At 70.1% G+C, this 11,848-nt stretch carries 12 protein-coding genes and 1 riboswitch; of the genes, 5 read left to right on the forward strand and 7 right to left on the reverse strand.

Annotated elements, in window-relative coordinates; genetic code table 11:
* Nucleotides 1-56: 56 nt before the first annotated feature.
* Nucleotides 57-1,085, reverse strand: coding sequence for an LLM class F420-dependent oxidoreductase (locus WEA29_09870; GenBank protein MEX2324061.1), 1,029 nt, complete (start codon nucleotides 1,083-1,085; stop codon nucleotides 57-59).
* A 47-nt stretch (nucleotides 1,086-1,132) separates the two neighbouring features.
* Here WEA29_09870 and WEA29_09875 point away from each other — a divergent pair, with 47 nt between their 5' ends.
* Nucleotides 1,133-1,909 (forward strand): GDSL-type esterase/lipase family protein, encoded by a 777-nt coding sequence (locus tag WEA29_09875; protein MEX2324062.1) that lies wholly within the window; start codon nucleotides 1,133-1,135, stop codon nucleotides 1,907-1,909.
* Between the two features lie 86 nt (nucleotides 1,910-1,995).
* On the opposite strand, the gene WEA29_09880 is transcribed toward WEA29_09875, so the two are convergent.
* From WEA29_09880 to WEA29_09890, 3 genes are read right to left on the reverse strand one after another with little or no spacing between them, the layout of a single operon-like run.
* Entirely contained in the window at nucleotides 1,996-2,769 is a 774-nt protein-coding gene (locus WEA29_09880) for a DUF4097 family beta strand repeat-containing protein (GenBank protein ID MEX2324063.1), read from the reverse strand.
* Entirely contained in the window at nucleotides 2,766-3,218 is a 453-nt protein-coding gene (locus WEA29_09885; GenBank protein ID MEX2324064.1) for a hypothetical protein, read from the reverse strand. Before WEA29_09885 ends, WEA29_09880 begins: the two co-directional genes overlap by 4 nt.
* 20 nt (nucleotides 3,219-3,238) lie before the next feature.
* Nucleotides 3,239-3,391, reverse strand: coding sequence for a hypothetical protein (locus WEA29_09890; protein ID MEX2324065.1), 153 nt, complete (start codon nucleotides 3,389-3,391; stop codon nucleotides 3,239-3,241).
* A 126-nt stretch (nucleotides 3,392-3,517) separates the two neighbouring features.
* Nucleotides 3,518-3,630: riboswitch (TPP riboswitch) on the forward strand.
* On the opposite strand from WEA29_09890, the gene WEA29_09895 reads away from it, so the two are divergent.
* From WEA29_09895 to WEA29_09910, 4 genes are all read left to right on the forward strand, one after another.
* The gene (locus WEA29_09895; protein MEX2324066.1) at nucleotides 3,617-4,255 is read left to right on the forward strand and encodes a thiamine diphosphokinase; all 639 of its coding nucleotides are present in this window, start codon (nucleotides 3,617-3,619) and stop codon (nucleotides 4,253-4,255) included. (Overlaps the previous riboswitch by 14 nt.)
* Nucleotides 4,252-5,322 (forward strand): thiamine ABC transporter substrate-binding protein, encoded by a 1,071-nt coding sequence (locus WEA29_09900; GenBank protein MEX2324067.1) that lies wholly within the window; start codon nucleotides 4,252-4,254, stop codon nucleotides 5,320-5,322. Before WEA29_09895 ends, WEA29_09900 begins: the two co-directional genes overlap by 4 nt.
* Complete coding sequence (locus WEA29_09905) at nucleotides 5,319-6,917, forward strand: iron ABC transporter permease (protein MEX2324068.1); 1,599 nt, start codon at nucleotides 5,319-5,321, stop codon at nucleotides 6,915-6,917. The genes WEA29_09900 and WEA29_09905 overlap by 4 nt, the downstream gene beginning before the upstream one ends.
* Before the next feature lie 58 nt (nucleotides 6,918-6,975).
* Nucleotides 6,976-7,959, forward strand: a complete 984-nt coding sequence (locus WEA29_09910) for an ABC transporter ATP-binding protein (GenBank protein MEX2324069.1) — start codon at nucleotides 6,976-6,978, stop codon at nucleotides 7,957-7,959.
* A 39-nt stretch (nucleotides 7,960-7,998) separates the two neighbouring features.
* On the opposite strand, the gene WEA29_09915 is transcribed toward WEA29_09910, so the two are convergent.
* From WEA29_09915 to WEA29_09925, 3 genes are read right to left on the reverse strand one after another with little or no spacing between them, the layout of a single operon-like run.
* The gene (locus WEA29_09915) at nucleotides 7,999-8,478 is read right to left on the reverse strand and encodes a YbaK/EbsC family protein (protein MEX2324070.1); all 480 of its coding nucleotides are present in this window, start codon (nucleotides 8,476-8,478) and stop codon (nucleotides 7,999-8,001) included.
* A complete protein-coding gene (locus WEA29_09920; GenBank protein ID MEX2324071.1) occupies nucleotides 8,475-10,751 on the reverse strand; it encodes a 5-formyltetrahydrofolate cyclo-ligase in 2,277 nt (758 codons plus the stop codon). The genes WEA29_09915 and WEA29_09920 overlap by 4 nt, the downstream gene beginning before the upstream one ends.
* The gene (locus WEA29_09925) at nucleotides 10,748-11,653 is read right to left on the reverse strand and encodes an SDR family NAD(P)-dependent oxidoreductase (GenBank protein MEX2324072.1); all 906 of its coding nucleotides are present in this window, start codon (nucleotides 11,651-11,653) and stop codon (nucleotides 10,748-10,750) included. Before WEA29_09925 ends, WEA29_09920 begins: the two co-directional genes overlap by 4 nt.
* Nucleotides 11,654-11,848: the final 195 nt, after the last annotated feature.

The raw sequence follows: 11,848 nt of genomic DNA on the forward strand, positions 1-11,848 counted from the left end.
AGCCGGTAGCCGGTAGCCGGTAGCCGGTAGCCGGTAGCCGGTAGCCGGTAGCCGGCCTAAAGCACCAACTCCGCCATCACCCGCACCGTGTCGACGTCCTGGGCGATGACGGCGAGTGTCGTCACCCCCGACTCCCGCCAGACCGCCAGGCCGTCGGCGATCTGTTCACGCGAGCCGATGAGCGCCACCTCGTCGACGAGGGCGTCGGGGACCGCAGCGATCGCCTCACTCCGGCGGGCACCCAGGTAGTGCTCCTGGATCTCGGTGGCGGCTTCCTCGTACCCGTAGCGGCAAGCGAGGTCGAAGTAGAAGTTCTTGCCCTTCGCCCCCATGCCGCCCACGTACAGCGCCAACAGCGGCTTGACCGCCCAGCGCGCCTGGTCGGGATCCTCGGTGAGGATCGCCGGGACGGACGGCACGATGTCGAAACGGTCCGCCTTGCCCGGATCGCCGCTGCGGGCGAACCCGTCCTCCAACGAGCCCCGGAACACCTCGTCGGCGTGCGCCGGGGCATACCAAAAGGGCAGCCAACCGTCGGCGATCTCAGCCGTCAGCGCCACGTTCTTCGGGCCGATCGCCGCCAGGTAGAGCGGGATGTCGTGCGTGGCGTGGAGGGTGAGCCGCAACGGTTTCCCCAGACCGGTGGCGCCAGGACCGTCGTACGGCAGGCGGTAGTGCTCACCGGCGAACACCGACTTCTCCCGGGCGATCAGCGACTGCACGATCGACACGTACTCGCGGGTCTTGACCAGTGGGGATCCGTAGGCCTCGCCGTGCCAGCCTTCCACCACCTGCGGGCCGGAGAGACCCAGTCCGAGGAGGAAGCGCCCGCCGGACATCTCCGACAGGGTCACCGCGGTCATCGCGGTCATCGCCGGCGTCCGGGCGGGGATCTGCATGATCGCCGACCCCAGGCGGATCTGCTCCGTCAGGGCGCCGTACCACGACAGCATCGACACGGCGTCACTCCCGTACGCCTCGGCCACCCACACCGAGTGGTACCCGAGGCGATCGGCCTCGAGCACTAGGTCGAGACGAGGCTCGAGGCGCGCTCCGGCGTAGCCGACGTTGAGACCCAACCGCATCCCCGCATCCTCCCGGTCGTCCGTGGCCCAATATGATCACAGGTCCCATGTCTTCTCGTCGAAAGGCGCTCGCTGCGGTCCCGATGCTGCCGCTCGTCGCCGGCGCCTACCTGGCAGGCCAGGTGATGCGTGCCGCCAGACGCCCCGACCTGCCCACCTACCCGAACCAGGACCCGTCGGGTATGTTCGGGGACCCGGCGCTGCCGGCGGTTCGGGTGGTTGCGCTGGGCGACTCGTCGGTGACCGCACCGGGCGTCGAAGACCTGGAGAACGTCTGGATCCGTGGGCTGGCGCGATCGATCGCCGATCGGTATTGCGTGGAGCTCATCTCCCTCGCGGTCGGCGGGGCGCGGGCGCGCGACGTCCTCGACGGGCAGATACACGAGGCAGTTCGGCTGCAACCCATCGTCGCCACCGTCAATGTTGGTTCCAACGATGCACTGCGGGGAGTCCGGCTGTCGGCCTACGAACGGCGACTGGACACCATCGTCGAGCGGCTCACCGCCGCCGGTGCCGGGGTGATGGTGTGGGGCGTCGGCGACCTCGGCAGCATCCCCCGCTTTCCGCACGTTCTCCAGCGGCTGGCCGCGGCCCGATCCCGGGCCTTCGACGCCGCTGCTCGGACCGTCGCCCTCCGATATCCCGGCGCGGTGAAAGTGCATGCCTGGGGCAGCGAGTCATCGGTGAGGTTCTATCAGGAGCCCGACCTGTGGGCCGGTGACCTATTCCACGCCGGCGACGCCGGCCACCGCATGCTCGCCGAAGCCGCGCAAAGCACCTTCGAGGCTGCGCTGGCGATAGGGCTGAGGAAGCCAAACGCTTAACGCTCAACGCTCAACGCAAGAACGTCTGGCGTTGAGCGTTAAGCGTTGAGCGTCGAGTTCCCTCGCGTCGAGCCCAAACGCTCTTCCTAGGTTGCGGCGCGGATTTCTATGTCGCCCGAGATGGTCTTGGCGGACAGGCGGGCGGACGGGCCCGACGGCGTCGAGTCGGACACCGGGAAGTCGGTGCGCACCTCACCCGAGAGCGTCTGGAAGTCGATCTCGAAGGTCCGACCGGCGGTCACCCCGATCGTCACCTCGCCTGAGAGGGATTTGACGTCGAGCGCGTTGCCGGTGAAGCGGACGATCGACACGTCGCCGGAGGCCGACTTGCCCGTCACGTCGCCGGTGGCAGCGCCCACCCGAACGTCACCCGATGCGGTGCGGGCGAGCACCGTGCCTTCGACGGAGCCAACGCGAACGTCGCCCGAAGCCGTCGTCACCTCCAGGGCACCGGTGACGTCACCGAGCCGCACGTCGCCCGACGCGGTGCGGATGGTGACATCGCCGCCCACGTCGAGTGCGGAGATGTCACCGGAGGCGCTGTCGACGGTGAGCTCGCGCAGCGGCACCGTGACGTTGAGATCAGAGGCGACGAGACGACCGGACAGGCGGGGCGGCACCCCGACGCGAACCGTCAGGTCGACGCTGGAACGCCAGCCGCGCGACGGCCCGTCGGGTTCGACGACGATCTCGTCGCCGCGCTGCTCGACGATGATCCTGGCCAGGGCCGAGTCACGACCGTCGAGATGAACGGCCACCTCGCCGGGATCGCCCTCGACGATGCGAACGTCACCGCTGGGCATGCGGATGGACAGGCTGGGGGTTCCCTCGACGGTGAAGCGATGGTCGCGAGTGGTCATGTCTCGATGCTCCCGGTCATGCGGCGCGAGCGCCCGCGGCGCGATCCGTCGGCCTGCACGGACACGGTCTTGACGAGCCACGAGTTGACCGACTCGCCCCGCTCATCGGCGGCGTACTCGATCAGCTCCTTGAGCGTCGGGGGAAGCCGGAAGGTGATACGGGCGTCCAGTGACTCGCCCGACGAAGCCGGCTCGGCCCCTTCGGCGGCGCGCACCCGGAGAGCGGGCTCACCGCCGGAAAGGACCACGTCCACGTCGTAGCCGGGGAGCTGCGAGGACACCTCGTCAGCCGCCTGCTCGGCGAGCTCGAACGCCAACTGGCGCACGACGGGCTCCAGGGCAGCCATGAGGGCCCTCGCCGCGGCCTCCACGTCGGGATCACCGCCGGCGACCACGACCTGGTGGTCGATGGCCCCCTGCAGCTTGGTGACAAGACTCGCCGTGTCCATGGGTGCTCCTCCTCCGAAACTCATCTCTGCACGGCCACCGGGCTCGGCACGGTGGCCGTGACCCTGGTGGTGGCCCGGGTCGACCGGGCCACCGACCGCCGCCTCCGGCTGTTCAGCCGGTCCTCACGCATCGCCTGGTGAAGGGCGAGGATCGTGTCGCTTGCGTACAACATTACCGCCTCCTGTGTCATCTCGGTGTCTAGCCGATGTCATGATGATGTCATAGTGATGTCACTTTGTCAACCCCTCTTTTCCGCGAGCACTGGAGTGGCGGGAGTCCAGACACCGCCTACACTCGGCAGGTACCTCCGGGGAGCTCGGGTGAGCCGGGCTGAGAGGGTGGCCGGGACGCCACCGACCCGAAGCACCTGACCTGGGTAATGCCAGCGGAGGAAGAGATGACCGCACCGATCGTGATACTGGCCGGAGGAGGAACCGCCCTCCCCCACTCGCCGCTTCCCGAGCCGCGGCTCGTCATCGCCGCCGACTCGGGACTCCACCTGGCCGAACCCCTCGCCCTTTCAGTGGATGTCGTGGTCGGCGACCTGGATTCAGCCGACCCCGACGCGGTCGATCGAGCCGTGGCCTCAGGAGCGGAGCTGATCCGCTACGACGCCGACAAGGACGCCACGGACCTCGACCTGGCGCTCAACGAGGCACGAGAGCGCGGCGGCGGGCGGGTCCTGGTCGTCGGCGGAGTGGAAGGCGACCGGTTCGACCACCTCCTCGCCGCCGCCGAACTCCTCGGATCGGACCGCTACGCCGACCTGGAAATCGAGTGGTGGTCCGAGGCCGGGACCGTCTTCGTCACCAGGGGCGCCCTAACCGTCGACGGCGACCCCAGGGACCTGCTCTCCGTCATCCCGGTATCGATGCCGGTCACCGTCAGCGTCTCCGGCGTCCGCTGGCCGCTCATCGGAGTGACCCTCGAACACGGATCCACCCGGGGAGTCAGCAACGAGATCACCACCCCACCCGCCGAGATCGCCGTCTCATCCGGGACCGCGTTCGTTGTCCACACGAGGAGAGCCACATGACCACTCAGCAGACAGCTCCCAGCCAACGGCCAACAGCCAGAGGGGCACGGCTCGCCGCGGTAGTCGTCGCCCTGCTCGCGGTGACGGCTTGCGCCGACGATGACCCGCAGACGGTGCGGCTGATCACCCACGGGGACTTCGCAATATCGGCCGACGTGCTGGAGGAGTTCACCGCCGAGACCGGCATCACCGTCGAAGTGCTCGACGGTGGTTCGGCGGGAGTCCTGGTCAACCAGGCGGTGCTCAGCGCCGGCAACCCGGTCGCCGACGTGCTCTTCGGGGTCGACAACGTGCTGCTGTCACGACCGCTCGCCGCCGACGTGTTCGTCCCCTACACCAGCCCCAACCTGGCCTCGGTGTCCCCGGCGCTCATCATCGATGAGGAGCATCGGGTCACCCCGATCGACTACGGGGACGTGTGCATCAACTACGACCTGCAGGCATTCGAGGAGACGCCGCCACCGTCGAGCCTGCTCGACCTGGTCGACCCCGCCTACCGGGGCATGACCGTGGTCCAGGATCCCACCCTCTCGTCGCCGGGACTCGGCTTCATGCTCGCCACCATCGCCGAATTCGGTGAGGCGGGTGCCTACACCTGGCTCGAATATTGGGCGGATCTGCGGGCCAACGACGTCGTCGTCGTCTCCTCGTGGAGCACCGCATACTTCGACCGGTTCTCCGGCGCCCGTGCTGGCGGCGACCTGCCGATCGTGGTGTCCTACGCCACCTCGCCAGCAGCCGAGGTCGTGTACTCGGAGGACCCCGACGCCGTGGCGAGCACGGCGTCGCTGACCGAGGGCTGCTTCCGTCAGATCGAGTTCGCCGGGATCCTTCGGGGCACCGGAAACCTCGAAGGGGCACAGCGGCTCATCGACTTCATGCTCGAGCGCACCTTCCAGGAGGACATCCCCGAGAACATGTTCGTGTACCCGGCGCGGCCCGACGCCACCCTCCATCCGGCCTTCGGGACCGCGCCCGACCCGGCAGCCTCCACCCTCGACCCGGACACGATCGAGGCGAACCGGGATCGGTGGCTCGCCGAGTGGGTCGAGGTGGTGCTGCGGTGACCCGGACCGCCCGGATCGGCCTGGCGGCGCTCCCGCTCGCCTTCCTGACCACCTTCTTCATCTGGCCGCTGGCATCGGTGATCGTCACCGGATTCTCCGGAGATGGAGGCGCCGCGGCGGGCCGTGTCCTCGGCGACGGGTCGATCCGGGCGATCGCCTGGTTCACCGTGTGGCAGGCGGTGGCGTCGACCCTGCTGACCCTGGTCGCCGCGCTGCCGGCCGCCTTCGTGTTCGCCCGCTACGACTTCCCGGGTAAGGCGTTGCTGCGCGCCGCAACGACGGTGCCGTTCGTGCTCCCCACGGTGGTCGTCGGCACCGCCTTCCTCGCCCTCATCGGACCCCGTGGGATGCTCGGCGTCGATCTGAGCGGAACCGTCTGGGCGATTCTCGCCGCTCATGTCTTCTTCAACATGGCGGTGGTCATCCGCCTCGTCGGCGGCCTGTGGGCTCACCTCGATCCCCGCCTCGAGGAAGCCGCCCGCACCCTCGGTGCGTCGCGGTGGCGTACCTTCACCTCGGTGACGCTGCCGCTGCTGAGACCGCCGCTCGCCGCCGCCGCCTCGATCGTCTTCCTGTTCTCGTTCACCTCGTTCGGCACCGTCCTCATCCTCGGCGCCCCCCGCCTCGCCACCATCGAGGTGGAGATCTACCGGCGCGCCGCGCTGTTCCTCGACCTGCCGGCGGCTGCGGTCCTCGCCGTCGTGCAGCTGGTCGGCGTCGTCGCCGCCCTCACCATCTACGGGCGCTACCAGGAGCGCCACAGCGTCGAGCAGTCGCTGCGGCCAGCCCGGGAGACGACGCGTCGGGCGACCACCCGCGGCGACCGCTGGCTACTCGGCGGCGCTCTCGGCTGGACGGCGCTCGCCCTGGCCGCCCCGCCGCTCGTCCTGCTGTGGCGGTCGCTGACCCTGGGGGGCGGCGTCGGCCTCGGTGCCTACCGCTCGCTGGCCACGGTGACCACCGTCAACCCGGGGGCTGCAGTTGTCAACTCCCTCGCCTTCGCCGCCGCAGCGACCCTCATCGCGGCGGGGATCGCGCTACCGGCTGCCGTGCTCGTCGCCGCCCGTCGGGGTCGGATCAGCCGATGGTTCGATACGCTGCTCATGCTCCCCCTCGGTACCTCGGCGGTCACCCTCGGGCTCGGGTTCGTCATCGCTTTCGACGGCCCCGTGGACCTGCGATCGTCGTGGATCATCGTCCCGATCGCCCACGCCCTGGTGGCCACGCCTTTCGTGTTCCGGTCCACCCTCCCCGTCCTGCGATCGGTGCAGGGACGACTGCGGGAGGCGGCGGCGGTCCTCGGCGCCTCCCCCCGCCGCACCTGGCGCGAGGTGGATGCACCCATCGCGGCGCGCGCCGCGGCGGTCGGGGCGGCGCTCGCCTTCGTGGTGTCGCTCGGCGAGTTCGGGGCGACCCTCTTTCTCGCCCGCGCCGGCGATCCTACGATCCCGGTGGCGATCTTCCGCCTCCTCGGCCGCCCCGGCTTGGTCAACCTGGGCGGCGCGCTCGCCCTCAGCGTGATCCTCATGGCCGTCACCACCGTGGTGGTGCTCGCCGTCGAGCGGGCACGACCTCCCGGACCGGCGGTGTTCTAGTGGGCCGTTTCCCGTTGCCCGTTGCCCGTCGCCCGGTCATCGCCGCGAGGATTGACCTGTGCTCGCGCTGAAAGACGTCCACTTTGCGTATGGGGACCTGCCGGTGCTCGCCGGGTTGGACCTGACCGTCGGGGCGGACGAGCGGGTGGCGCTGATCGGGCGGAGCGGCTCCGGCAAGACCACGGCCTTGCGGATCGTCGCCGGGCTGCTGGCGCCTTCACGCGGCACGGTCGTCTGGGACGGCGAGGATCTCGACGGCGTGCCTCCCCATCGTCGTGACTTCGGCCTGGTCTTCCAGGACTTCGCCCTGTTCCCCCACCTCGACGTCGGGCGTAACGTCGCCTTCGGTCTACGGATGCGTCAGCTGCCGTCGGCGGACATCGAATCGCGGGTCTCGAAGGCACTCGAACAGGTGGACCTCGCCGGGTACGAGCGGCGCCGGATCTCGGAGCTGTCCGGTGGCCAGGCACAACGGGTGGCGCTGGCCCGCACCCTCGCCACCGGCCCCCGCCTCCTCCTCCTCGACGAGCCCCTGGGGTCGATCGATCCCGCACTGCGTCGCGGGCTCGCCACCGACCTGGCGGCCACCCTCGACGGGGCGGGCGTGCCAGCGATCATCGTCACCCACGCCATCGACGACGCCTTCGTGCTCGGAGACCGGGTGGCCCTGCTCGCCGGTGGGCGAATCGTGCGCGAGGGAACCCCCGAGCGAGTCTGGGAAGCCCCCGGCACCGAAGCGGCGGCGCGGCTCCTCGGTCTCGGAGACTCGGTGGACGTGACGGTGGGAAGAGATGGCGTCAGGCTCGGACTCCACGACGGAAGGGTCGCCCGGGCCGTCATCCGCCCCGAACGCGTCTCGATCGCTGCCGACGGCGACACCGAGGGCGTCATCGTGGCCTGCGTGTTCCGAGGTCCGGGGCACGACGTGTCCGTCGAGACCGCGCACGGCACCGTGACGGCACGCTCGCCGTCGCCGGTCCCGACCGGTCAGACGGTGCGCCTGCACCTGCCGCCGGAGGCGTTCACCCTGCTCGACGGGTGACGCCATTGCCTGACAGGACTCATCCGCCGACGCCAGGTATTACGACTCGGCGACCACCGCCCACCGCGCTCCCGACGCCAGAATCAGATCGTCGAGGGCAATCGGGAACACCGTCGTCGGTGTGCCTGCGGCTGCCCATAACTCATCGTGCAGCCGCAGGCCCTCGTCGGCGAGCACGGTGAGCGGCCGGGCGTGACCGAAGGGCGGGGTGCCGCCGGGCGCGTACCCGGTGGCCTCGCGGGCCTCGTCGAGGGTGGCCCGGCGCGCCGCCGACCCCCTGACGGCGGATGCCAGCCGCGCCGCGTCCAGCCGTTGGTCGCCGCGGAGCAGAGCGATCACCGGCTCGTCGTCGACCACGAAGACCAGGGACTTGACGATCTGCGACACCTCGCAGCCGATGGCGGCGGCGGCGTCGGTCGAGGTCTTGGTCCCCTCGGGGAAAACCCGCGGCTCGACCACGATCCCCAGTGCGGCACCGGCGGCGACCACCCGTTGGGACGCGGCGGGCAGTTCAGTCACGACTCCCCAGCGATCAGCCCGGCCACGTCGGCGGCCACTCGAGCGGCCAGCTCCTCCATCTCCGCCTCCGACGCCGGCACCGCATCCGGGTTCGGCACCGTGGTGCGCAGATCGGTGTAGATCTTCAGCCTGGGCTCGGTGCCGCTGGGACGGGCGAGCACCCGGCTGCCCCCGCCGAGTTCCAGCGCCACCAACGGGGTGTCCGCCAGCCAGCGGGGCCGACCCTCACCGCCGGTCCGATAGTCAACGACCCGCTCGACAGGCAGGCCGCCCACCGACTCGGGCGGGTCGGTGACGAGGCGGCCGAGGCCGGCGGCCAGCTCGGCGAGACCGTCGGGCGTGTCGCGGCCGATGCTGCGCGGCACAGATACCCACAGGCCGTGCTCGGCGTACAGCCGGGCCAGGCGGTCGAGGACGGTCTCGCCGGCGGCAGCACACACCGCGGCCAGGTCGGCGAACCAGACGGCGGCCGAGATCCCGTCCTTGTCGCGCACCGCAATTCCCACCGCGTAGCCCAGTGCCTCCTCGAAGCCGAACACGAACCGGTACCCCTGCGCCTCCAGATCGAGGGCCGCATTGCAGATCCACTTGAACCCGGTGAGGGTGAACTCGCAATGGGAGTCGTGCGCCCGAGCGATCGACGCCAGCATCGGCGACGAGACGATGCTGCTCACCACCACCCGGTCGGCGATCGACCCGGTGCGCTCCAGGACGAAGTCAGCGAGCAGGACGCCGATCTCGTTGCCGGTGAGCCGACGCCAGGCCCCGCCGTCCCGCACCGACACGCCAAGGCGATCGCCGTCGGGGTCGCTGGCCAGCACCAAGTCGATGTCGCGGTCGTCGGCGAGGCCCTCGGCGAGGTCGAGGGCGTGCTCCTCCTCCGGGTTGGGGAAGGCGACGGTCGGGAAGGTCCCGTCCGGATCGAACTGCTCGGGGACCACGGTCACCTCGGTGTGACCCGCCCGCGCCAGCGCCGCGACGAGCAGCTCTCCAGACACGCCGTGGAGCGGGGTGAACACCAGCGGCTGCGGCGCCATCTCCGGGGGATCGCCACGGAAGGCGAAGAGGTCGGCCAGATAGGACTCGGCCGCCTCCGCCCCTATCGGTGTACACCCGGCGGGCGCGGCGTCGAGTACACCCTCCACCCGGGGCACCTGGTTCGCCGGACCGACCCGGTCGACCGCCTCGGCGATGTCCCCATCCACCGGCGGAACGATCTGGGCGCCGTTGGCGTCGTACACCTTGTAGCCGTTGTCGGCGGGTGGGTTGTGGCTGGCGGTAACCACGATCGCCATGGTGGCGTCGTGCTTCAGCGCCTGGTGGGCCACCAGCGGCGTCGGGACCGGATCAGGGAAGAACCGCACCGGCATCCCGGCGGCGGCGAGCACGCCGACCACGTCGTCGGCGAAGGTGCGGCTGTCCGGACGGGCGTCGAACCCGACGACGACCGTGCCATCGCCTCGCCCGCGCTCCGCCAGGTAGTCGACGATCCCCCGGGTCACCCGGATCACCGTGGCCCGATTCATCCGGCTGCTCCCCGCACCGACTTCGCCGCGGATCCCGGCGGTGCCGAATCGCAGCGGCGTGCCCATGACGGCCCGCAGGGTCTCGGTCTCACTGCGATCGATGAGATCCTGGAGCATGCCGCGGGTGACCGGGTCGGGGTCACCCGCGATCCACGCCCGAGCCGCTTCCACCATCGACGCGGCTGCGGCTCTACTGGCGCCAACCGAGGCAATCCCCTCCTCGGTCACCAGGTGGGTCACCGGTCGATCGTGGTCCTCACGCGGCAGGCGCTCGACGACGAGCGCCCCAGGCGCCACGCCGACGACCACGGCATCGGGCCGCAGGAGGGCGAGCAAACGGTCGTAGTGGCCCCCGCCGCGCCCCAAGCGCACCCCACCACGGTCGAAGACGAGACCGGGCGCCAGGACGACGTCCACCGACACCGGATCGACCACCGGGTTTCCCGCGATCGGCTGACTGAAGCCGAGCCGATGCTGCTCCCTGGGACCGTCAAAGCCGTGGACGGTCAGGCCGTCCTCGTCGGTTCGGGTCAGCAGGGCCACGCACCGATCGGCGAACGGGGTCACATCGACCTCGTCGGGCAGTGGGTCGAACAGCACCACCCGGGTCCGACCGTCGATCCCATCCCAGTTCCGGAGGTGATCGAGGATCCTCGCCGACACACCCGCCCAGTCGATGCCCTCTCGCTGGCGACGCGCCCAGGCGCGCCACTCGTCCTTCCCGGCGGTGCTGCCGGGCGTGGTCACGAGAACAGCAGCGGAGCGATCTTCTGGAGTTCCTCCTGGTTGGAGGCAGGGACCAGGTAGCTCGCTTCGTCCCGGATGGCGTCCAGGTTGTCGGCGACATCCTCCGGGGTGAGCGCACCGTCGCGCTCCGGGTGCTTGAACCACCCGCTGGTCAGCCCCACGAACATGCGGCTCACCACCCCGCCTGCCGCCGAATAGATCTCCCCGGTCACCGCACACGCCTCCGAGGCGAGGTAGGCGACCACCGGGGAAACGAACGACGGGTCGATCTTGTCGACCAGCGGCCCCAGCAGCTCCTCGGTCATCCGGGTGCGGGCGACGGGGGCGATGGCGTTGACCTTGATCTCGTACTTGGCCCCTTCGAGGGCCAACACGTTCATGAACCCGACCAGGCCCATCTTGGCTGCCCCGTAGTTCGCCTGACCGAAGTTGCCCAGGAGGCCCGAGTTGGAAGAGGTGACGACGATCCGCCCGTAGCCCTGCTCACGCATGAGCCGGAAGGCAGGCCGGGTCACGTAGAAGGCGCCCTTGAGGTGGACGTCGATCACGGCGTCGAGGTCCTCCCACTCGAGGTTGTGAAACGCCTTGTCGCGCAGGATGCCGGCGTTGTTGATGACGACGTCGATGCGGCCGAACTCGTCCACCGCCCGCTGCACCATCGCCTCGGCATCGGCCGGATCGGACACCGAACCGTAGTCGGCGACCGCAGCCCCCCCGGCTTCCTTGATGGCGGCGACGACCTCGTCGGCCGGCCGGGCCTCGGACTCCTTGCCGTCAGTGGTGACACCGGGGTCGTTGACCACCACCGCGGCACCCCGAGAGGCCAGCAACTGGGCGTGGCTGGCGCCCAGACCACGGCCCGCACCGGTCACCAGCGCCACCCGATCCTGAAAGTCGATCATCCCGTCCCTCTGTGTCGATTGTCAGAGCGGAAGGGTAGAGGCTGCGCGAGGCTCCAGGCTCCAGCCAGAGTCGAAGCGCCTCGCGACGCGTCAGCCCTCCCCCTTCGTCATCGGCCTTCGGCCGCTGCCACCTCCCCCTACGGGGTGTGCGGACCGGGGACATCCTTTACAGGTGTGCGTAGACATCCTTTACAC

The organism is Acidimicrobiia bacterium (assembly GCA_040902765.1).
Lineage (GTDB): Bacteria > Actinomycetota > Acidimicrobiia > Spongiisociales > UBA11373 > DATKBG01.